This is a genomic window from Streptomyces olivochromogenes, from assembly GCF_001514115.1.
Classification (GTDB): Bacteria; Actinomycetota; Actinomycetes; order Streptomycetales; family Streptomycetaceae; genus Streptomyces; species Streptomyces olivochromogenes.
The window spans coordinates 419998-439522 of the sequence record NZ_KQ948458.1 but is presented as its reverse complement, the minus strand read 5'-3'; the positions used below and the strand labels follow the sequence as shown (position 1 = coordinate 439522).

20 protein-coding genes and 4 pseudogenes are annotated in these 19525 nt (G+C 67.3%); 7 read left to right on the top strand and 17 right to left on the bottom strand.

Going from position 1 to position 19525, the window contains the following annotated elements; all coding sequences use genetic code 11:
• Window positions 1-297, top strand: a pseudogene (locus AQJ27_RS57935) (hypothetical protein); the annotation flags it as partial.
• Window positions 298-457: 160 nt separating this feature from the next.
• Here the strand turns inward: AQJ27_RS57935 and AQJ27_RS52435 are convergent.
• From AQJ27_RS52435 to AQJ27_RS24005, 3 genes and pseudogenes are all read right to left on the bottom strand, one after another.
• Window positions 458-826, bottom strand: a pseudogene (locus AQJ27_RS52435) (tyrosine-type recombinase/integrase); the annotation flags it as partial.
• Between the two features lie 45 nt (window positions 827-871).
• Window positions 872-1147 (bottom strand): hypothetical protein, encoded by a 276-nt coding sequence (locus tag AQJ27_RS24010; protein ID WP_067372369.1) that lies wholly within the window; start codon window positions 1145-1147, stop codon window positions 872-874.
• Between the two features lie 44 nt (window positions 1148-1191).
• The gene (locus AQJ27_RS24005; protein ID WP_159064392.1) at window positions 1192-1962 is read right to left on the bottom strand and encodes a hypothetical protein; all 771 of its coding nucleotides are present in this window, start codon (window positions 1960-1962) and stop codon (window positions 1192-1194) included.
• Between the two features lie 1168 nt (window positions 1963-3130).
• Between AQJ27_RS24005 and AQJ27_RS24000 the strand changes: the two genes are divergently transcribed.
• Window positions 3131-3445, top strand: coding sequence for a CPCC family cysteine-rich protein (locus AQJ27_RS24000; RefSeq protein WP_067372528.1), 315 nt, complete (start codon window positions 3131-3133; stop codon window positions 3443-3445).
• Window positions 3446-3753: 308 nt separating this feature from the next.
• Here AQJ27_RS24000 and AQJ27_RS23995 read toward each other — a convergent pair.
• A pseudogene (locus AQJ27_RS23995) lies at window positions 3754-4887 on the bottom strand (trypsin-like serine protease); the annotation flags it as partial.
• 36 nt (window positions 4888-4923) lie between these two features.
• Here AQJ27_RS23995 and AQJ27_RS23990 point away from each other — a divergent pair.
• Entirely contained in the window at window positions 4924-5271 is a 348-nt protein-coding gene (locus AQJ27_RS23990; protein ID WP_060897031.1) for a hypothetical protein, read from the top strand.
• A 236-nt stretch (window positions 5272-5507) separates the two neighbouring features.
• Here the strand turns inward: AQJ27_RS23990 and AQJ27_RS23985 are convergent, their stop codons facing one another.
• On the bottom strand, window positions 5508-6008 hold the full coding sequence (locus AQJ27_RS23985) for a YfbM family protein (protein WP_067372363.1): 501 nt from the start codon (window positions 6006-6008) through the stop codon (window positions 5508-5510).
• Window positions 6009-6265: 257 nt separating this feature from the next.
• On the opposite strand from AQJ27_RS23985, the gene AQJ27_RS23980 reads away from it, so the two are divergent.
• On the top strand, window positions 6266-6580 hold the full coding sequence (locus AQJ27_RS23980; protein ID WP_067372525.1) for a CPCC family cysteine-rich protein: 315 nt from the start codon (window positions 6266-6268) through the stop codon (window positions 6578-6580).
• Between the two features lie 998 nt (window positions 6581-7578).
• On the opposite strand, the gene AQJ27_RS23975 is transcribed toward AQJ27_RS23980, so the two are convergent.
• The 8 genes from AQJ27_RS23975 to AQJ27_RS23935 all read right to left on the bottom strand — a co-directional run bounded on the left by AQJ27_RS23975 (window position 7579) and on the right by AQJ27_RS23935 (window position 13773).
• Entirely contained in the window at window positions 7579-8109 is a 531-nt protein-coding gene (locus AQJ27_RS23975; protein ID WP_079065193.1) for a hypothetical protein, read from the bottom strand.
• 60 nt (window positions 8110-8169) lie between these two features.
• Window positions 8170-8793, bottom strand: coding sequence for an MmpS family transport accessory protein (locus tag AQJ27_RS52430; protein ID WP_079065192.1), 624 nt, complete (start codon window positions 8791-8793; stop codon window positions 8170-8172).
• A 1012-nt stretch (window positions 8794-9805) separates the two neighbouring features.
• On the bottom strand, window positions 9806-10684 hold the full coding sequence (locus AQJ27_RS23960) for a serine hydrolase domain-containing protein (protein ID WP_235613635.1): 879 nt from the start codon (window positions 10682-10684) through the stop codon (window positions 9806-9808).
• Window positions 10657-11067 carry a thiol-disulfide oxidoreductase DCC family protein gene (locus tag AQJ27_RS23955; RefSeq protein ID WP_067372354.1) on the bottom strand — a complete coding sequence of 137 codons (411 nt, stop codon included), beginning with the start codon at window positions 11065-11067 and terminating at the stop codon, window positions 10657-10659. The genes AQJ27_RS23960 and AQJ27_RS23955 overlap by 28 nt, the downstream gene beginning before the upstream one ends.
• A 64-nt stretch (window positions 11068-11131) precedes the next feature.
• Entirely contained in the window at window positions 11132-11668 is a 537-nt protein-coding gene (locus AQJ27_RS23950) for a hypothetical protein (protein WP_067372351.1), read from the bottom strand.
• Between the two features lie 163 nt (window positions 11669-11831).
• Window positions 11832-12827: an HTTM domain-containing protein gene (locus tag AQJ27_RS23945; RefSeq protein WP_067372348.1), complete on the bottom strand. Its 996-nt coding sequence runs from the start codon at window positions 12825-12827 to the stop codon at window positions 11832-11834.
• Window positions 12824-13465 (bottom strand): DUF5819 family protein, encoded by a 642-nt coding sequence (locus AQJ27_RS23940; protein WP_067372345.1) that lies wholly within the window; start codon window positions 13463-13465, stop codon window positions 12824-12826. Before AQJ27_RS23940 ends, AQJ27_RS23945 begins: the two co-directional genes overlap by 4 nt.
• The gene (locus AQJ27_RS23935; RefSeq protein ID WP_067372342.1) at window positions 13462-13773 is read right to left on the bottom strand and encodes a hypothetical protein; all 312 of its coding nucleotides are present in this window, start codon (window positions 13771-13773) and stop codon (window positions 13462-13464) included. The genes AQJ27_RS23940 and AQJ27_RS23935 overlap by 4 nt, the downstream gene beginning before the upstream one ends.
• Window positions 13774-14556: 783 nt before the next feature.
• Here AQJ27_RS23935 and AQJ27_RS23930 point away from each other — a divergent pair.
• Window positions 14557-14934, top strand: a complete 378-nt coding sequence (locus AQJ27_RS23930) for a hypothetical protein (RefSeq protein WP_067372338.1) — start codon at window positions 14557-14559, stop codon at window positions 14932-14934.
• Here the strand turns inward: AQJ27_RS23930 and AQJ27_RS58765 are convergent.
• Window positions 14879-15409 (bottom strand): transposase family protein, encoded by a 531-nt coding sequence (locus AQJ27_RS58765; RefSeq protein WP_235613647.1) that lies wholly within the window; start codon window positions 15407-15409, stop codon window positions 14879-14881. The two genes, AQJ27_RS23930 and AQJ27_RS58765, sit on opposite strands and share 56 nt — an antisense overlap.
• Before the next feature lie 343 nt (window positions 15410-15752).
• Between AQJ27_RS58765 and AQJ27_RS52420 the strand changes: the two genes are divergently transcribed.
• Window positions 15753-15923 (top strand): glycosyl hydrolase-related protein, encoded by a 171-nt coding sequence (locus AQJ27_RS52420; protein ID WP_159064391.1) that lies wholly within the window; start codon window positions 15753-15755, stop codon window positions 15921-15923.
• Here AQJ27_RS52420 and AQJ27_RS23920 read toward each other — a convergent pair whose 3' ends face one another.
• Window positions 15924-16382, bottom strand: coding sequence for a hypothetical protein (locus AQJ27_RS23920; protein ID WP_067372335.1), 459 nt, complete (start codon window positions 16380-16382; stop codon window positions 15924-15926).
• A gap of 433 nt (window positions 16383-16815) precedes the next feature.
• A complete protein-coding gene (locus AQJ27_RS56455; RefSeq protein WP_159064390.1) occupies window positions 16816-16968 on the bottom strand; it encodes a hypothetical protein in 153 nt (50 codons plus the stop codon).
• A 244-nt stretch (window positions 16969-17212) separates the two neighbouring features.
• Here AQJ27_RS56455 and AQJ27_RS23915 point away from each other — a divergent pair, with 244 nt between their 5' ends.
• On the top strand, window positions 17213-18694 hold the full coding sequence (locus AQJ27_RS23915) for a helix-turn-helix domain-containing protein (protein ID WP_067372332.1): 1482 nt from the start codon (window positions 17213-17215) through the stop codon (window positions 18692-18694).
• A 215-nt stretch (window positions 18695-18909) separates the two neighbouring features.
• Here the strand turns inward: AQJ27_RS23915 and AQJ27_RS23910 are convergent.
• Window positions 18910-19245 (bottom strand): annotated as a pseudogene (locus AQJ27_RS23910) (tyrosine-type recombinase/integrase); the annotation flags it as partial.
• Between the last annotated feature and the right edge of the window lie 280 nt (window positions 19246-19525).

The following is a 19525-nucleotide window of genomic DNA, read 5'->3' as shown; positions in this document are numbered from 1 at the left end:
CAGGTCTACCGATGGTTCTTCCATCGGGACGGATCTGAGGTCGACTTCCGTCTCGTCGCGGCTGAGGACGACCGGGCACCGGACAGCTCGGGAACTGTTCTCTGGTCAGGTCGCCACACGATCGCGACACTGGCCCACTCGGCCGTCCGCGCCTTCGACCAGATCACTCACGAGCTCGGTGAGGAGACTTACGAGGCTCAGTGGGGCCGTCCGTTCCCTCGAACCGAACTCGAAGCCCTACGCCTCGCGATGCGGGCGCACGTCAGGAGCGCCCCGGCTCCTGACATCACCAGCTGACATCAACGACGGCGGACACAAGCAACCTTGAGCAGCCGCAAGCGGCGTTCCGATACAGGGAGCTTGGTTCCATTCGGGACTCCGGATCGAACTCCTAAAGCGGGTGTCGCAGGTTCGAATCCTGCCGGGGGCACAGCGAGAAGGGCCAGCTCAGGAGGATTCACCTCCCAGGCTGGCCCTTCACCGTTTCAGGCGCCGTGCCACACGCGTGCCACTGCGTCCGTGCGGAGCCCTTGTCGCCGTTGTCCGAGGGGTCTCCCCCGCCGTCGCGGATCATCGCGCCAAGGCGGTCGGCGATGGCCCGATCACGGTCGCTGGTCATGTGCTGATAGATCAGCGCGGCCAGCGAGCTGCTGTGGCCCATCCGCGTCATCAGCTCCCGGGTGCTGGCCCCGGCAGTCGAGGCCAGCGTATTGCCGGTGTGCGGCAGATCGTGAAAGTGCAGCTCAGCCGTGACGCCCGCCGCCTTCCTGGCCTTGCCCCAGTCGTCCCGGAAGTTGCTCCGCCGAAGCTGACCACTCTGCGGACCGCGTCCGGCGAACTCGCCAGGTTGGCCTTCAGGCGCCCGCGCTCATCACATGCGCCGGGCGCTCCTGCGCGCCAGGAATTCGGCGGCGGCCCCGGCCAGCAGGGCAAGGCTCAAGCCCAAGACACCTGCGTTGATGACCGAGGGACCTTGAGACCAGGCCCAAGCGCAGCCGACCGCGAAGGCCACGGCTACGGCGATGCGCCCGGGAGTTCCGCTGACCGCAAGCAGTGGAGCTTGCCCAGCCATGCGCCGACGGTACTTGAGTACGACGATAACCGCGGCAACCAGCACCAGGATGGTCGGTCCTGCAAAGCTGTCCATAACCTACGTATGCCCTCTCTGTTTCTCCGCAGCGTACGGCGGACCTACTTGCAGTATCCGCCCTTGTACTCGTACGGAAGGAAGGTCGGCACCTTCACCTCAACGCACTTGCCGTCAGAGCTTGCGTTCCAAGCCACCCGGGATATATTCGCCGCGTTCAGGATGCCGTACGCATCGAACGGCGGCGGAGCGGCCGCGAACAACACGGCCACGAACCCCGCATTGGAAGCAAGGTGGGCTGTCTCCTTCTTGTTGAAGTAGACCGTTCCGCTGATGATTCCCCACGTCCACTTCGGGTCGGCAACGATGGGGTACGCGGCGTTCGCATCGGTTTTTACGGTCTGGGTGACGGTGTCCCCCTCGACCTGGTAAGCGGTAGGCACCGGGGCGCCGTTCGCGTCCTTCGCCCAAGGCGTCTCCAGCCCACCGATGATCTTTCCGGAGGCATCGAAGACGACCAAGCCGCCCTCGGCGGTCTGCCGTATCGTGGCGCCCTCCGGCAGAGTCAACTTGAACGACTGTCGCCGTGGAGCGTTGGCGTCTTCCAGGGTGAAGAGCGCGCGGAAGCCGCCGTCTGTCGTCGCCTGCGCGGCAGTGGAGACCGAGTCATCGCGGCCGGCGAAGACGGACGTGCCGCTCGTGCTTGAGGCTTCCTTCTCGCCAACTCCGGGAAGGGCGAGCTTGATGGTGTCCTCTCCCTTGGTCGCACTGATCGGATCGTCAGCGCGGGTCGGAAGGGATACCTGAGCCCCTTCTGCGGCCACAGTGCCTGAGCCCTTGAGAATCTCCTGCGTGCCCGTCGCCTTCTCAATCACCGTCGATGGTGTCGCGGTGTGCGATGGCGCGTCAGCCATGGCGCCGGGCGCAGTGAACATGGTCAGTGCCGCCGCCCCAGCAACGAGGGTCAGGTTTCTAACTCGTGATCTACGCAAAGCAGTTCCCCCAGTGTTTTGGTCTGAGCCGACCTCGTCGGCCGGGGGATCTTCACACAGTTGATCAGAGGCTCACAAGATCAACTTTTCTTGGCTGCCACCTTCGCACTAGAGGCATACGTGACTCATTACCTGCATATGACACTCTCATGGTGAACCTTGGCCAATTTGCCCCATTTTGACGCGCACTCCCCGCACAGGGCGAACGGCCCATGTGAAGTCAGCCACTTGACCGAAATCATGCGCACAGAGTCAGTAAGTGCTCGGCCTGTCTGCGCCCCGGCCGATGCGGGGAGACCGTTTGTGTTCGGTCGGCTCTTCCCAGGTGATTACTCCGGGGCAGCATTCCGACGACCATGACCGACAGTCACTCTGAGGGACCTCGCGGCGACCTCTGTGACCCTCGTTGACCGATCTCTCCAGAGCTACGGATCAGAGGGCCTTTAACATCCGTGGCTGACATCAACGACGCCGGACGGGGGCATACACCAGCGTCTCTGTCCGGCCGTCGTGCCCACTGGCGGTATAGCCGTTGTAGGCCCCGCTCGAACTCCTAAAGCAGCGCCCAGCGGCGAGTGCACTAGCGTGCCAAGCATGGATCTCGCCGAAGCTCAGTAGGTAGCCATCAGCTTCTTCGCGAGTCGCGTACACGACGCCTACCTCTGGGAAGTCCGCGCCCCCTCAAGGCCGGCCGCAACGCGCCCCGACAAAGGGCGGGCTCTCATCTTCGAGTTCCGACCTCCCCAAGGCCACACGTGGCAGCGTTCCTGGCCTCCCCTCAGGTCGCGGTGGACCCGAACACCGGGCGCGCTGACATGCCGAGATGACGAGTCCGGCCGTCTCAGATTCCGTCTCATTCAGCCACGTTCACGACCGTTCAGCGGGGACCGGGAGGCCACTCCATCCCGGTGACCAGCCGCACTTGAACGTAGGTGAACACCCCTGCACACACACCCCGCCGCCCCACCAACGCAGTTGGAAAGCGTGCACACCAGAGTCAAAAGCCCTTGATCGCGCTGTGTCAGCAGATCAGGATGCAGACGTGACCTTCATGGTGGTTCGCGGAAGCGCCGAGTGCGGGCCGTACCGCTGTCCCTGCTGCGGCTTCATCACCCTGGCCGAGCGTGGAGTCTTCGAGATCTGCACCGTCTGCCGCTGGGAGGACGACGGCCAGGACGAGCACGACGCCAGCGAGGTACACGGCGGCCCCAATCGCGGCCTCAGCCTGCGCCAAGCTCGCCGGAACTTCCACGTGTTCGGCGCGTGCGACGAGCGCAGCGTCCAGTTGTCACGCACTCCGCTGCCAGAAGAGCACCCAGCCAGCGGCACACCCTACGGAATCGGCACCCTCTACTCGGGGGAATGACCCGAGCTTGAGCCGCACCACACGCGCACCAGATCGAGCGGGGAACGGCGGGGAATCACGGTGAAAGCAGGCACCGAGGACAAGGCCATGGCCCACCGTTCGCCCAGGCCAGCGCCCGAACAGGCCTCCAGTGCTCGCAGCTTCCCAAGCTGATGCGCCCGGATCGTCCCGGTCGTTCGGCGGAGTCGGAGCCGTATGGCGTCAAGCGGTAGCAACTCTGTCCCATTCGACCCATGGCCAGCCCGTGTGAACGCGGTCCCCGGCATGTCCCAAGGACGCGCCGGGGGCCGTTCAGCGACGGTCGGCCGTCAGCCGAAGAGGTTGTACTGCTGCCAGCCGGTGCCGATCGTCACAGGCGTGCCGAAGATGTCGGACGTGGCCTTGCCCGTGCCCGGGTACAGATAGAGCGTGCCGGCCGAGGTGCGGGCGACGAGGTCGGCCCTGCCGTCCCCGGTGATGTCGCCGACGGCGTCGAACGCGTTGAACTGGCCCCACGTACGGACCTGGATCCGGGCGCCGAACGCCCCCGAACCGGACTTGCCGGTGCCCGGGTAGAGGTAGACGTAGGAGTTGCTGCTGCTGCGGGCGATCAGGTCGGCCTTGCCGTCGCCGGTGAAGTCGCCGTGGCCGAGCAGCACGTTGTACTGGTTCCAGCCGCTACTGACCGCGACCGGCGAACCGAAGGTGCCGTTGCCAAGGCCCGGGTAGATGTAGAGGATTCCGCTCGCCGTCACCGAGAGCAGGTCGGGCAGGGCGTCGCCGGTGACGTCGCCGGGTGCGACGATCTTCGTACGGGTGGACCAGTTGCCGAAGACCAGGGTGGTGGTCCAGCTGTCGCTCGCCGGGATGTAGTGCCGCCAGTAGACGGCGCCGGTGGAGGCGCGGCGGATGATCTGGTCCTGGTAGCCGTCCCGGTTGAGGTCGGTCTGCAGGATGACGTTCTTGTCGGTGTAGGAGCCCCAGGAGATCCGCGTGGCGAACGACGTGCCCTTGGAGTCGTACTCGAAGCCGGTGTTGTCGGATGCGCGGCGCACGAACGGGTCGGCCATGGCGTCGCCGCTCAGGTTGGTGTCGTCGAGGCGCGGGTAGGTCGCGCCGACGTACGTGCTCACCTTCGTGAAGACGCTGTACGAGCCGGAGGCCACGCAGTCCTCGACGCCCCAGGAGACCACGCCGACTATCTTGCCGCCGACGATCAGCGGGCCACCCGAGTCACCGTTGCAGGCGGCGACGGTGCCGCTGTCCGATCCGGTGGCCGGGGTGCCTGCGCAGACCATGTGCCCGGCGACGAAGTCGGTGGTGTAGGTGCTGGAGCAGGTGGCGTCCGCGACCATGGGCAGGGTCGCGGTGCGCAGCGTCTGCGCGATGTCGCCGCTGGTGGAGCTGGTGCGGCCCCAGCCGTACAGGGTGGCGTTGGTGCCCGCCGTGTAGGAGGAGGTGTCGTTCCCTTCGCCGCAGCCAGGACCGATCATCAGGTCATGGTGTCAAGCATCGTCGTTCAGTGCACCGATCTCCTACGCACCAGCGAGTACGACCTCTGGGAGAGGTTGCGGGAGGTTCTGAGGGGCCAGGGGCTCGATCCGGACCGGACGGTTGTCGTCGACCTCCTGCCAGAGGGCCCCGACCACGAAGATGGCCAAGTCATCTCCGACGACGGCCGAGTCTTCAAGTTCAGCCTCTTCTACGACCGCGCATCAGAGGACGGCGCCCGGAGCGCCTCCCTTCACGGCTGGACCGACATCACTGACAGGTGGCGGACCGGATCACGCGCCACTCTCACTGCGGGAGCCTTCGCGTGGAAGGCCCAACTCGAAGAGCGGGATTGATCGACCTACAGGCCGAGGTGGGAGGCCTTACCTTCGGTGCGCCCTTCAGCCGCGGCCTCGGGGCGAAGAAGCCCGTGCCAGACCTGTGCCAGATCATGCAGGGAACCACGGGGAACACGGGGGAACCAGTCGACCACCCACCAGGCGCCGACGGCGCTCCGCCACAGGTCAGTGCGGTAGTCGCCCCCAGAAAACCCAAGCTTCCCAAGCTGAGGTCTCACCGCTGTCGTGGTCTGTCAGTCCAGCCAGACAAGCATCGCGTCGCCCGCCCTGGCAGCAGCCTCGAAGAACTGCGTGAGGTCGTCGTACCAAGGACGCACCCACTCCAGCGCGCCGGGCTCGCTCCATCCGAGCGGATACACCTCGGCGCTGGTCAGTTCAGCAGGATTCACGCCGCTGATGAGCTGGGCATAGCTGGTAGCCCGGAGAGCTTCTGCCGCGAGCCGGACCCTCTCGGGCCGCAGGTACCTCGGAGGCCCGTACCCCCAGTCCTCATCCTCGGCGAACGGCTCCTCACCGTGGATCACGTTCACGGGGAACTCAGCACGCGCCAGCAGGAAGCGGAGTACGTCCCAGATCTTGTACGTGCTGAAGTGGCGCGCTTCGGCCGGCGCAGGCTCCGTTTTCTCCTCGGCGTCCTGGACCTCTTCGACGAAGTCCAAAGCCCAGTCGGGATCTTGGATCGCTCGATCAAGCTCAGCAGCCGTGACGCGCGGGTACTCACCGATCATGCTCATGGCCGGAGACTAGGCGAGACCACTGACGCCGGCCGTCGGACGGGCCGTCTCAGTTTCCGTCTCATTCAGCCCGGTTCACCGGCGTTCAGCCGAGACCCGGAGCCGATCCCAGCCTGGTGACGGGCCACCAATGAACCCAGGTGAACGCCTCTGCACGCGGCCCACCACCCCACCACCACAGTTGGAAAGCGTGCACACCAGAGTCAAAAGCCCTTGATCGCGCTGTGTCAGCAGATCAGGATGCAGACGTGACCTTCATGGTGGCTCGCGGAAGCGCCGAGTGCGGGCCGTACCGCTGCCCCTGCTGCGGCTTCATCACCCTGGCCGAGCGTGGAGTCTTCGAGATCTGCACCGTCTGCCGCTGGGAGGACGACGGCCAGGACGAGCACGACGCCAGCGAGGTGCACGGCGGCCCCAATCGCGGCCTCAGCCTGCGCCAAGCTCGGCGGAACTTCCACGTGTTCGGCGCGTGCGACGAGCGCAGTGCCCAGTTCGCTCGCGCTCCGCTGCCAGAAGAGCACCCTGCAAGCGGCACACCCTACGGAATCGGCACCCTCTACTCGGGGTCCTGACTCCCCGAGCTTGAGCCGCACCACACGCGCACCGGATCGAGCGGGGAACAATGGGGAACCACGGTGAAAGCCGACGAGGCCGGCCACCAAGCGTTCATTCAGGTCAGCGCCCTACCAGGCCTCAAAGGGACGCAGCTTCCGAAGCTGATAGCGCGCCGGAGTGCGCCCACGTGCACCAACAGGGGCCGTCTGCGCCTTGTCTGTCGGCAGGAGACCGGCCACGGTTCCTAGAAGCTTCAGGAACTGCGGGGCGAGACCCGGAGGAGGCAGCGGCGTGGCGACGTGTGGCGCACCGAACAAGTCAGGGGGGCGGTGCCGGCGGAAGGTGGTGACCGGCACGTCTCGGTGTCCGGTTCATCAAGGGCCCTGGTCCGCATACGGCGTGGCCCAGCGCAAGGAGAAGGAAGCCAAGGCGAAGAAGCGCTCTATCCGCAAGAAGCGCTGACCGTGGCTGACATCCACAGGTGATATCAACGGCACCGGACGTGGGCACCCATGCACGGGCCAGCACATACGCCCCGATCGAGCAGGGACCCTGCCGGGCCGTACTCGGATCGAACTCCTAAAGCGGGTGTCGCAGGTTCGAATCCTGCCGGGGGCACAGTATTGAGCAGGGCTGAGGCTCCGGAACTCCCAGGTCAGGGAGGGTCCGGGGCCCTTTTTCTTGGGTCGCTGCCCCACCCTCACTGCATCTTCTTCTTCACGGGTGGATGCACCCTCACCACGAGTGCCGACCTACTGAACATCGCCTAAACGATCAGAGGGAAACCCGCAGGTCACTCCAGACCCGGGCCCCACCCCGCACGCCGTCAGTGGCGCTGTTGGTTACTTCGGGACCTTGCGTGACGTCGGCCTCCAAGACCGGGTTGGGGTTTTCAAGGCCGACGTTGTTCCATGGGGCGACTGCGAATGTCCATGCAGCCGGAGAGGGCCGGGCCGGGGTTGACGGCATCGAGCACCTCGGGAAGCAAGGTCCTACACACCCGGCCTTCGACGCCTCATCCTCCCTGGGCTGTGACGTCGGTGATCTCCACGGACACATTCGTGCCCGCCGAAGCAGTGCTGATCATGGACGGCGTGTAGTTCAGGCTCGTCCGGTCCGACAACTGGGCCGTCTCGATAACCGGGCCGGACTCGTCGCCGTGGATCTCGTAAGTGATCTCGTACACGGTGTCCGGGTCGATACCCTCGCTGTCCCCCAGGTAGGTGAGGTCCGGCTCGACCGTCACATTGCAGCCGGCCGTCCCGAAACACTGCCGCTTCGTGGTTCTCAGCTCGATGGTGAAGCTGTCGGCGGTCACCTCGTCGTACGACGGCGTGGGGGTCGGTGTCTCCGTGGCGCTGCCCGTCGGCTTGGCGGTCGCGGTCAGCTTACTGCCGTAGCTGGAGTGCACGACGACCATTCCGGTGCCGACGACCGCCGCGATGACGGCAGCGGCTGAAGCGGCGGTGATCAGGTTGGTGCGGGACTTCTTCACCTGTGGTGTCGGGCTGTACGACGGCATCGGCGGTGGGCTGGCGTCGGTCATGGTTCCCCCAGGGGCAGTTGCTCGGTTCGAGGATGGGCGGCCGGGAATCCGCCGCCGCTCTTACTGCCAGCCGCCGGTGAAGTCGCTGCTGAGCTGGGCGTCGCAGATGTTGTAGCCGCCCGAGGCGTGCCCGGACTTCGTTTGCCCGTCCACGGTCACGCTGCAGTTGATGTCCCCCGAACCCTGCAGCTGGGCGTTCAGCGTGTAGTACATCGCCCCCTTCTTGAGGGGCAGAGTGGCCTCGAACTTGCCGTCTTTGAACACGCCCTTGCGGGTGTCGCTGTCGGAGCCGTAGTTGATATCGAGACCGCCGAGCGCTCCGGCCGGGGCGGTCCCCCAGACTTTGAAGACGACGGTCTTCGGGGCGCTGGCCTTCTTGCTGTCGTCCTTGGCGCCGGCGGCCGTCTTGTTGCCGGGCGTGGTGGTGGACGTGGACTTCGAGGCGCTGCCGCTGGAGTCGTTCGAGCCGCTGCCGCTGACGGCCGCGGCGGCGATGCCAAAGACGACGGCCACGCCGACGAGGCCGAGGCAGCCGAGACCGACGACCTTCCCTGCGCCGGGTCCCTTTTTCGGCGGCTGCGGCTGGAACGGCGGCTGCCCGTACGGCTGCTGGCCATGGGGGGCCTGGCCGTAAGGCTGCTGTGGGCCGGCCCATCCGGGATGCTGCGGCTGCTGGTTACTCATGGGTCCCCCTGAGGTGTCTGCTGCCGAAAGCAAGATGTGTGACATGTGAAGATGGCGTGCGGTTGCCGCTTACCTGCGGGATTCACCCAATCGTGGTAAACCGGCCAGGCGTGCACGGCTGGCTGCCACGCAATGAAGGCCCCGACTGGGCGGATTGCTGGGAAGGGCCCCTGGCAGCCTCGCCAACAGTCCTCGCCAGAACGGTCAGCACACATGGGGACGGGAAATCCCGTGAAGACGCGATAACTACAGAGGGGTGTTTCCCAGACCAGACGCCACGCAATCGACGTTTCCGCAGGTCACAGCTCCGCCCAAGGAACTCCTAAAGCAGGTGTCGCAGGTTCGAATCCTGCCGGGGGCACCACGCGTTACCGCTCTGACCTGGGGCCTATCCCCCAGAGAGGGCTCCTGCTCGGCTCGGACGTCTCGTCCGGGGCCGTTTGCGTGGGCGGTGCGTGGGCGGACGGAGAGTTGATCTCCGAAATATCTCCCGACGGATCAGCAGCATCCGGCACGGACTCCGTGCCGGGCCTATCACCGCTGCCGGGCTGAGCCTCTGCTTCGGAGGCGGTGCGTGCGCGCGGTACGAGCCGGGCCGCGGCCTCGGCTCTCGCCAGATCGGCCTCGGGGAACAGGCTCGTGTACGTGTCGGCCGTGACGGTGATCGAGGAGTGACCGAGCATCTCCTGGATGTCCTTCAGGTCGGCGCCGGCCGCGCGGGCCGGCGTCCAAGATCGCCTGGCTGCCCGGACGTACCCGCTGCACCGCCGGGCGCCGGCGTACCACCGTGTCGCTGTTGGCCGCACACGCCAGATCGAACAGGTGTGCCCGCTCAGCCTCGTCCAGCCGCAGCGCCCGGGCCACGGCACGTCTTCCCAGTGGAGCCCAAGCGCCTCCCCTCGGCGGAGCGAACGTCAGGGCCGCGGCTCATCGGGCGCTGTCGCGGAGCTTGGCAGCCTCAGCGAACTGCTCCTCCTCAGGCCACATGCGTCAGGTCGTGATCCGGAGTGGCTCACCTCTGCTGGGACGGGACATCGACGAAACGTCTGAATGTCTCCAGGGCCAGCCGGTCCGTCGCGGCGCTCCGGCCGGACAGACGATGGACGAGGACCCAGCCCTGGGGTGCGGCGCCCGCGAAGACCGAGGCGCCACCCGTTGCGCCGTTGTGCCAGAGCAGGCGTCCCGCTTTCTGCCAGGCCGGTGCAGGCTCGCCGAGCCTGCGGTCGACCAGCAGGCTGGTGACGAGGCGGGCGGTGGCTTCGGGCGTGGCCCACAGGCCGCCGGCGGGCAGGATCGCGCCAGTCATGGTCCAGGGCCGCTCCGGTCGTCCGAAGAGCCCCCGGCGGCACAGCCGTCTGCCGGGCGGCGGGCCGACGGCGACGTCGGTGACGCCCAGGGGGTCGAGGACATGCCGGTGCAGGAGTTCCTCGTACGGGGTGCGGGTGGCCGCGACCAGGGCGGCGCCCAGCAGGGCGTATCCGAGGTTGGAGTACTCCTCGGTGGAGCCTGCGGGAGCCGTGACCAGGGTGTTCAGCTGCCGTACGACCGCGTCCAGGGCCTGGGTGTCGAAGGCCGCGTAGGGGTCGCGGCCGCCGATTCCAGGGGGCAGCCGTGGCAGGCCCGAGGTGTGCTCGGCGAGGTGGCGCAGGGTGATGCCGGTGCCCCCGGGCGCGGGCAGGAACGACTCCAGCGGGTCGTCGAGGCTCAGAACACCGCGGCCGGCCAAGGCGGTCAGGACGGTTGCGGTGAGCGTTTTGGTCAGGGACCCGATCTGCACGAACAGGTCCAGGCTGTGGCCGTTGTGTACCCGTGGCGGCTCGAAGCTGCTGAGTATGCAGGTGGGAACTCGGATCATGTTGGCCTTCAGTCGTGCGTCCGGGGCAGCGCGCATGCCGCCGTGCCTCCAGGCATGCGGTGCCGGTGGATGGCTACCTGGCGATAGACGAGTCGAGCGGCCTGCCTGATGACGGGCGCGCGCAGGAGCAGTGCCGTGGTTCGGTATCGGAAACGGGGTGACGTCGCGAGGTAGGCGCCAAGCGCCTGCGCTCCGGAATCGCCCACGTGGGCCCCGCGGAAGACGAGGACTTCTCGGTCGAGGCGTTCCCGGTGCGGCCGGGTGACGTGGTCGGGCAGGGCATGCCACGGCGTGGCGCGCATCCGTGGCCTGGCATGGCGTTGCAGACGGGTGATGGTCGCCTGGCAGAAACCGCAGTCGCCGTCGAAGGCGAGCGTGGGCGCGTCGGGACCGACGGCTGCCGAGAGGTCTGTGCGCACGGGCTTGTCCTCCTGTGCAGGGTTCGTGGGCCAGGGCCGGCATGGGCCGCCCCTGAAGAGCCGGTCAGGCGCGTGTGAGCCAGAGTTCAAGCACGGCCTCCCGCTCGCGCGACCGCAGGATCTTGGTCGGCCGGGTCTGTTCCCACCATTCGGTCATGACGGCGGGCGTGGCGGTGCCCTGGGTGAAGTCGCTGAGCAACCGCCGTGAGAGAGCGACCTCGCGCGGGGAGTAGGCGACGGAGACGCTGGAGTAGACCGGCGTCCGGTAGGTGCCGTCGGGCGCGATGACGGAGACGGTCATCTCGGTCGGGCTGCTCGGCACCCAGGCGTCCAGGGCTGCTGCGACGAAACTCGCGGCGTGGGTCGCCCAGCGTTGCGGAGCGGAGCGGGTCGGGACTTCGGTGATCTCCAGGCCGGCGAGGTCGGACCATGTCCACTCCCGTGGGTGCGGACCGGTGACGCGGGGCCCCGCTGTCCTGAGCACCATGTTGGGGGCCGGTGCTGTTGCCGGGGCTCCCATGTACACGGCGTCCGCCGAGACCCAGAACAGTCCCACCGTGGCGCCGTCCTCGGCGGGGTGAAGAGGCGGGGTTTCTTCCATGTCCTGTCGGTCTCCTTGGTCGACCCGGTGAAACTGAGAGCTTGCCTGGCACCCGACGCTGATGCGCCGTTTTTTCGGCCAAGGGCGCAGGGAAGGCTGTGCGGACCCCTCTGTGCAGGCGCCCGGGCCCCTCTGTTGTACGGACTCTGTTGTACGGACTCCGTTATACGGACTCCTCAGTGAGCGCTCCTTCGCGGGCGTGCTCGGTGCGCTGCTGCGTCTTCCGGGCCCACCGGCTCAGCCGTACGGCCAGCTCGCGCGCCATGGAGACGGCCTTGCCGAGTTCCTTGTCGAGGAAGACGAGGTCACAGGCGATCATCGTCAAGGCGAAGCCGGTCAGACCCATGCACACCGCGATGGCGAGGTGGAAGCTGATCGACATCGCGGCGGCCCAGGGACGCAGCGCCGGTACCAGCACGCCCATGGGGAAATAGACGAGGAAGAAGACGGTGACGTACGTCCCGGCCACGACCAGGAAGTCGTTGCCGTAGACCAGGTTCGAGACGCCGGGGAGCGAGAACTCCGGAACCCGGAGCACATAGAACAGGGCGGTCCCGTCCTGCCACATCTGCCCCTGCACCTTGTACAGGCCACTGACGACGTACACCAGGCACATCTGGGCGGCGACGGCCACGACGCCGAGATTGTGCAGCGGCGTGGTCAGCGAGCGCAGCTGCGCCGGCAGGCGCCGGGCGAGTCTGTCCGCGAGGCCGGAGGGCAGGGAGAACCGGTCGTAGCAGCGTGTGGCAAGGAGCATGAGAATGACCAGGTAGGCCAGGTTGTCGCCGCCGTCGAGCAGGACCGGCTGGCGCTCGTAGAGGGACCACAGGAGCACCCAGTGGCAGGCGAGTACGGCCCTGCCGCCGATGCCCAGGGTCACCATCAGGGCGGTGATCAGGCCGAGATGGAAGACCAGTTGGAACCATGCCTCGGAGGAACTCCAGGCATACAGGCTGAAGGAACCGTCCTCGTGCAGCTGTGCGACGAATTCACGCCATGGAAGAACGGCGGTGGGCCCGAAGAGATAATCCCGGTCGGCGTACTGGCTTACGTAGAACATCAGCCCGACGAACCCCAGCAGGGCACGAGTTCCGGACACGCCGACGACGCCGAGCGGCACCGAACTCCACCTGTCGACGACGGAGATGAGCTTTTTCATCCGACGGCCTCCGCGTTACGCCACTTGAGGTCCTCGAAGCTGGTCGTTCCTTTGGCGGAGGAATCCTTGCGCTGCGACCACGAGGGCAGTTCGTGCACGTACGTGCGCACCTGCACGGCGGAAGGCGCCGAGCCGTCACAGACCTTCGGCAACTGGGACAGTGAATACCGCGCCAGGAAGATCTCCGACTTGTTCCGGGATGCCTTCTCGTCGGAAAGGAGAGGAACCGGCCGCTTCTTCTTCTCCACTTCCTTGTTCCGCAAGCGCGCCAGAACCGGATCCGGAGTGGCCATCTGAGTGATGGCCCCGCTGACGAGCCGGCTCATGCGAGACGGAAAGAACCGGTCGTGTTGAACCCTGGCCACATAGGGCCGGGTGACGTCATAGAATTCGGTCACCCGGCCATCTCCGCACTTGGCCCGCGCGACAATGCCACGATCGTCCGACAAGGGGTCCGGAGCGAAAAGCATCCAGTTCTGCGACAGATAGGGCTCCGTCACGGAATTGATCTCGTCGTAGTAGCGCAGCTTGACAGGGTTCAGCGGCGCCTGGGTCAGTGCGGCGGCGGCGAGGTAGGCGCCCAGGAGGGCGGCCCCGGAAACGAGGACCGCCCTCCTGAGTACGACGTGCTCCGTCACTTGTCGAAGACCGTCTCGACCGCCTTGGCACCGCCGACGCCCCCGGCGGACTTCAGATGAGTCCCAAAGACGTCGTTGGCCACCTGGCCGAGCCCCTTCGCCACGTGCGGGCAGGCCGCGCGGCCGTGCACCACGGCCTTGCCCAGCAGGCTGCCGAAGCCGGCGGGCGTCCTCGCGACGCCCGGCTTGACGACCGCCGGAGCGGCATGCACCTGCGGCGCAGCGGCCTGCGCCGTTCCTTGCATGCTCAGCACGGCCGCGACACCGGCCGTGGCGATGCCCGCGACAGTGAACAGCTTCTTCTTCATCTTCTCTCCTTTATGCCTGCCGAATTTCGGACAGGATTATCCGAGGGATAGAAGAGGGATGGAATATCGGCAGCACGAAAGCACGCCGCCTCGAATTTCCCCCTGTTGACACGGGGGCACTGTCGGCATGTGGTCAGCACGCCGTATCCCCGTTGGCTTGAATGCTTCCACACCCGGAGCCCATGTTTCTCGCCAGTAACAACCGAGCGACCGAAAACGATCACCGGCGAGGCGAGATATGCCCCCAAATGATCAAAAATTGAACCTTTACTTCACGGCTAATTCCGAACAAATGGGGACACACCCGAGGTGGTTCCTGTCAATCAGAGGCGGATGCCCCTCCGGCGCTCGCCGGACGGGTTGGCCGAAAACAGACGCAACCAGAGTCGGCCAGGATCGGAGAAGCAGCAGCATCTGGCCCCAGCTGGAGGGCGTCTGAAGAGCCTGCCAGCGGGGCATACGGGAGCAAGCCCGGTACGACCGGCTACGGACCCGGCCGTACCCTCTCCGCCGCAGGTAAGAACGTCCCACGGCGCACCGGGCGACGGTGTACCTCAGGCCCCGCGCATACCCAGGACGCGATCGCGGTAGGCACCGCCAGGCGTCGAAGGCCGACGGGGCGGAATCCACACCTTCTTTGGTGATGAGGTGTCAGGCCCGGTAACTGGACGGCGTGATGCATGCCATCGGGACGCCCCCTGGGGCGGCCAAGTCACCCCGTGCGATTAGCATCTGCGCAGAAACCACTGTTTCGCGGTCATTCAAATGGAGAGAGCAGCGCGCATGCATAAGTCCGTACGCCGGGCACTGATCACCGCCCCCGTTTCCGCCGTCGTCGGCCTCGGCCTCGCCTTCACTATCGGCGCGGGCACGAGTTCGGCCGCCCCTCACAATGTCAGCGAGCAGTACGCCCAGGGCTCCATGTCGTACAACCCTGCCAACGACACTGTCACGGTCAAGGACCTCAAGGCAGACGGCCGCACCTTCGCCGTCAGTCTCTTCGGGCCCGCCTCAGACAACGTCCGCGTGTGCAAGGTGGGCGGCAAGGGCAAGTCCAAGACCTGCGACTTCAACTTCAACAGCGGTCGGCTGAACGTCCTGGTCTTCACCGAGCGGGGCAACCAGCACTGGGACATCGACAAGTTCCACATGGACGCCTGACCCACGGACCCACGGACCGGGCCGCCGGCCGCCCGCTCCTCCTCCACCTCACGCGTCGTACGAGATCTTCCCCCACTCGCCCATAGTGGGCCGGACCTTCGTTGGCTCCTGGTGATCCGTATCGGAGGGGGCGCAGCGGCTCGGGGCCGCCGCGGACCAGTCCGGCGCGTTCTGCTTGAACTTGCAGTGCGGCGGGGTCACCACCCGCCCGCCGGTCCGCGGACCTCGACCCTGGCAGCCGGCATCCACGCGTCTCCAGGAGCTTGGCCATCCCTGACTGGCGGGCATGGGTGATGTCCGCGCAGCTGCCGGGACTGGCCGCACTGCAGAAGAGCACGTGGCCGTCGCCATCCGTGACGGCCATGGTCTTGGTGGCGTTCTGCTTGCTCTTTCCGGAGATGAACGTGTCCCGGTCCTTGCGCCCGATGGCGGGGCACCGGACTCGGATCTCGGTGCCGTCGATGATGCCGGTCATCCCGCCGGCCCCCAGGTACTCGACGACTTCGGCCGGCACGCCGGGCGACGTCCTCGCGGAACTCTTCCGGATAGGGCTTGGGCACAGCGGCATCCTTCCCACCTGCCCTACAGAGCAAGTCAGTTCAAGATGTCACCCGATCGTGCACCAGACCCGAGCGTCTTGTACGAGCTGGTCCCATAGTGAGCCCGAGGGCAGGCTTGGAGCCCTCTCCTGAAGCGGGTGTCGCAGGTTCGAATCCTGCCGGGGGCACCAAGGAGAAGGCCACCTACGGATCTCCATAGGTGGCCTTTGACCAGCCGGCCGTGACCGTCGAGTCGGTGAAGTCGGCGGAGGGGATCTGATGGTGCGGCTGTACGAGTCCCCGGGGCGGGCGCGGGCCCACCTGGGTCCGGGGTTCCCGGTGGGCCGGGCCGAGGTGTCAGACCTGCTGGAACGGCGGCTGCACGAGAGCGACTCGGCCTTCGGGCTACGACCGTTCCAGATCCTCACTCGGAGCCTGCGCCCGGAGTGACTACTTGCGTCCCACGCCCTTGTCGCCGATGTGGAAGATCCTGTGGCTGTCGCGGGCCATGTCGACGACAAGCTTGGTGGTGGTGGTGCCCCAGGTGAGGGTGACGACGGCCTCCGTGTAAGTGCGGGTGGTGCCGTTGTCGGTGACCTTCCAGGCGAGCGGGACGTTCTGGGCGCGCAGGACGCCGTCGGCGTGCTCCCTCTTCTCCCAGGCCGCCAGCTCCTTCTGGAAGGCGGGGGTGAGGTAGTGGCTGCGCAGGGCCTGTCCGAGGTGGCCGCGGTCCTCGCCGAGCACCGCGTCGCTGTAGGCGCCGTAGAAGTCGGCGATGCGGGTGATGTTGTCGGACGGCTTGCCGCTGACGCTGCGCGGGGCGCCGGCGGATGCCTGGGCGGTGGCGCCGAGGCCGAGAGCGACGGCGAGGACGCCGGCGGTCAGGACGGTGCGGGTCTTGCTGCTCATGTGTGTTCCCTGCTTTTCGAGTCGTGACGAATCGCGCCGAATGGCGCTGTCGGTGGGCAATGGGCCGCCCTCCCCACCCCCGTGGCGGAGGGCGGCCCCGGTCATGTGGTCAGTGGAGCTTGTTCGCGGCCGTGACGGTCCTGCCGTCCCAGCCGACGGAGAGCAGACGCACAACAGACGCAGAACAGACGGATGTCGCAGGCGCCCCAGGAGATCACCGTGTGCAGGCCGTGGACTTGGGTGCTCACCTCGACAGGCAGCGTGCTGTAGTCCTTCGGCGCGGCCTCGGTCTCCGGGTCGGCCTTCTCGATGGATGCCGCACAGGACTTGATGTTCTTGGTCAGCCGCGAGCCGAGCCGTCGCCGCCCGGCATGCTCGGACAGCGGTCCTGTTCCAGCGCCTCCGGTACGCCCGCGGCGACCTTGCCGGTCGTTCAGGAGGAGTTCGGGTGCGGCGGGAGATCGGTCGCCGCGAGGAAGCCGGGCGCCTTGGCCGAGGCGTTCGCCGGTGTGGCGAGCGTCGTGCCGGGGGCGAGGCCCGTGACGGTGAGTGTGAGGAGCGCGCCTGCTCGGGTGCGCTTGGGCATGGGTGTCCCCCGTGGATGAGTGGATGGGTGTCGGCTGTCGCCCGCCTCCGGCTGGTCGGGCCGGCCCTGGTCGGTGCGACACCAAGAGCATCGGCCGTCACGGCGGCCCGGCGCAACGCCGGACGCCCGTCCGGCGACGGTGGAACCATCCCAGCCCATCTGACGTGCAGGTATAAGGACCGCCTGGGATACGGGGATACAGGGATACGGGGAATACGGGAATACGGGGGAGGACGGGGGCACAGTGTCGACCGGGGACGACGTCGAGCAGTTCGCGGCGCTGCTGCGCCGGCTGAAGGACCGCACGGACCGGAGCTACGGCTCCCTGGCCCGGCGCCTCAACATGAACACCTCCACGCTTCACCGCTACTGCGCGGGCGAGGCGGTCCCGCAGGACTATGCCCCGGTGGAGCGCCTGGCCGCCTTCTGCGGAGCGACACCGGAGGAACGCCTCGAACTGCACCGCCTGTGGCTGCTCGCGGTGACGGCACGACAGCGGTCGAGGGCGGGTGAGAGGGCGGCGGAGCCGGCAACGGCCGAGGAGGCAACGGCCGAGGAGGCAACAGAGCCGACGAACGCCGAGGCGGTGCCGGAGCCGGCAGGTGGCCGGCGGGCTTCGGGTCCGGACAGCCGGACGGCGCTGGGCGCGGGTGGCAGCGCGGACGGCATCGGTGGTGGCGGGGGCGGCACGAGCGGTGCACCACGGCGACTCGACGCGGGCGCATCCGACGCGGGCGCATCTGACGCCGGGCTGCCCGCTTCCGATGCTCCCGGACCAGGCAGTCCCGAGCCGACGGTCCAGTGGGAGGCCACCCGCTCGACCGGACGGCCCTGGTACCGCCGTCGCCGCACCGCCGTCGGCGCCGCCACGGCGACCGTGCTGCTGGTGACGCTGGGCAGTCTGGCGGCGCTGTCGGCCGACCGGTCTCACGACGACTCGGCAAAGGCCACCGGTCGGTCCCGTACGACAGAAACCGGTACGTCACACCACCCCTCGGCCACAGCGACCAGCCCCTCCCCCAGTCCTGCGTCGGCCTCGCCGTCCGCAGGAGCACGGGCTACGGGGAGTCCCGAGGCAAAGGGCGGACCGTCGGCGGGCACGAAGAGCGCCGCTCCCACGCCGACCGGCGTGCCGCTCGCCTGGACCGTCGACTCTCAGATCTGGGACGGAGGTTGCGGGTACGACTACGTCATCGACAAGGAGCCGACCCAGGTGCCCCCGCCGCCGGTGGAGCAGGACGCCGGAGTGTGGGCGGCGACGCAGGGGGCGGTGCCCGGGCGGCAGACGATGGTGCAGATCTCGGTGCAGGGGAAGTCGTCCACGGCCGTGGTCCTGGAGGCCCTCCGGGTCCGTATCGTCAGCCGCGGCACCCCGGTCACCGGCACCGCGTACGCCATGGGCCAGGGGTGCGGCGGCGGCCTGACGCCCCGTGACTTCTCGGTGAACCTGGACATCAACCGCCCGATCCCCCACGCGCGCGCCGTGCGGTTCCCCTACCGCGTCTCCGCCGAGGACCCGGAGGTGCTGCTGGTCACCGCGACGACCGAGACCTACGACTGCAAGTGGTACCTGGAACTCGACTGGTCCTCCCAGGGCCGCACCGGCACGGTCCGCATCGACGACCACGGCCGCCCGTTCCGCACCAGCAGCATCAAGGGCCTGTCCCACTACTGGTACGGCACGAACGGACACGGTGTGCGTCAGTGGGTGCCCACCGACTCTTGACGTACGCCACACGGCCAACGACGCCAGTGCGGAAAGGAAGGCTTCACCTTGCCGGGGGTGCATCGAATTCCTCAAGCGGGTGTCGCAGGTTCGAATCCCGCCGGGGGCACATGGGGAAAGGCCCCGGACCGATCATGGTCCGGGGCCTTTGACGGCAGCATTTGACGGCAGTCGCCTCCCAGGCAGCAGGCAGACGGCAGCAGGCAGACGGCAGACGGCAGACGGCGCTTGAGCAGGCGGACCATGTGGCTGATCGCCTCCCGCTGCGTGTCGTGCACGACGTGCGTGTAGACGTCCATGGTGATGCTGATCTGGCTGTGGCCGAGGATCTCCATGATGACCCGCGGGGCGACCCCTGCCGCAGTCGGCAGCGTGGCGCAGCCGTGCCGTGCATCGTGCAGCCGAACCACCCGCAGCCCGGCGTCTGCGGCAACCCGAGCGAAGGACCGGTAGATGTTCCGCGGCTCCACCGGTCGGCCGTTCCTCGTCGCGAAGACGTGGCCGTTCTCCGACCAGGCAACACCGGTGCGCGCGAACGCCTCGCGTTGCCGGAGCTGGCGGCGGAGGCGCCGTTCGCGAGTCCGGCACATCGTGGCGAGCGTGCGGATGCTCCCATCCCGTCTGCCATCGACCCAGGCAGAGCCGAGCAGACGGGATGGGAGTCGGGGTCGGTGTGGGGGTCAGACGAGCCGACGAACTTTGAGAGGCTGGTCGGCGCCTTTCCCCAAAGAAGGGGCTGTTCCGTAGCGCGCAGGGCCGCAGCCGGTTCGGAGCCTCGCCATTCTGCCTCGGCGTGTCCCTCGCCGAGGCAGGCACCGGCTGCTGTTTGAA

Coding starts and splice junctions, on each gene's coding strand:
- AQJ27_RS24010 (WP_067372369.1), bottom strand. CDS start 1,147: ATGGACAGCTTTGCAGGACCGACCATCCTGGTGCTGGTTGCCGCGGTT.
- AQJ27_RS24000 (WP_067372528.1), top strand. CDS start 3,131: ATGGTGGTTCGCGGAAGCGCCGAGTGCGGGCCGTACCGCTGTCCCTGC.
- AQJ27_RS23990 (WP_060897031.1), top strand. CDS start 4,924: ATGGTGTCAAGCATCGTCGTTCAGTGCACCGATCTCCTACGCACCAGC.
- AQJ27_RS23985 (WP_067372363.1), bottom strand. CDS start 6,008: ATGAGCATGATCGGTGAGTACCCGCGCGTCACGGCTGCTGAGCTTGAT.
- AQJ27_RS23980 (WP_067372525.1), top strand. CDS start 6,266: ATGGTGGCTCGCGGAAGCGCCGAGTGCGGGCCGTACCGCTGCCCCTGC.
- AQJ27_RS23975 (WP_079065193.1), bottom strand. CDS start 8,109: ATGACCGACGCCAGCCCACCGCCGATGCCGTCGTACAGCCCGACACCA.
- AQJ27_RS52430 (WP_079065192.1), bottom strand. CDS start 8,793: ATGAGTAACCAGCAGCCGCAGCATCCCGGATGGGCCGGCCCACAGCAG.
- AQJ27_RS23960 (WP_235613635.1), bottom strand. CDS start 10,684: ATGCGCGCTGCCCCGGACGCACGACTGAAGGCCAACATGATCCGAGTT.
- AQJ27_RS23950 (WP_067372351.1), bottom strand. CDS start 11,668: ATGGAAGAAACCCCGCCTCTTCACCCCGCCGAGGACGGCGCCACGGTG.
- AQJ27_RS23945 (WP_067372348.1), bottom strand. CDS start 12,827: ATGAAAAAGCTCATCTCCGTCGTCGACAGGTGGAGTTCGGTGCCGCTC.
- AQJ27_RS23935 (WP_067372342.1), bottom strand. CDS start 13,773: ATGAAGAAGAAGCTGTTCACTGTCGCGGGCATCGCCACGGCCGGTGTC.
- AQJ27_RS23930 (WP_067372338.1), top strand. CDS start 14,557: ATGCATAAGTCCGTACGCCGGGCACTGATCACCGCCCCCGTTTCCGCC.
- AQJ27_RS58765 (WP_235613647.1), bottom strand. CDS start 15,409: ATGACCGGCATCATCGACGGCACCGAGATCCGAGTCCGGTGCCCCGCC.
- AQJ27_RS52420 (WP_159064391.1), top strand. CDS start 15,753: ATGGTGCGGCTGTACGAGTCCCCGGGGCGGGCGCGGGCCCACCTGGGT.
- AQJ27_RS23920 (WP_067372335.1), bottom strand. CDS start 16,382: ATGAGCAGCAAGACCCGCACCGTCCTGACCGCCGGCGTCCTCGCCGTC.
- AQJ27_RS56455 (WP_159064390.1), bottom strand. CDS start 16,968: ATGCCCAAGCGCACCCGAGCAGGCGCGCTCCTCACACTCACCGTCACG.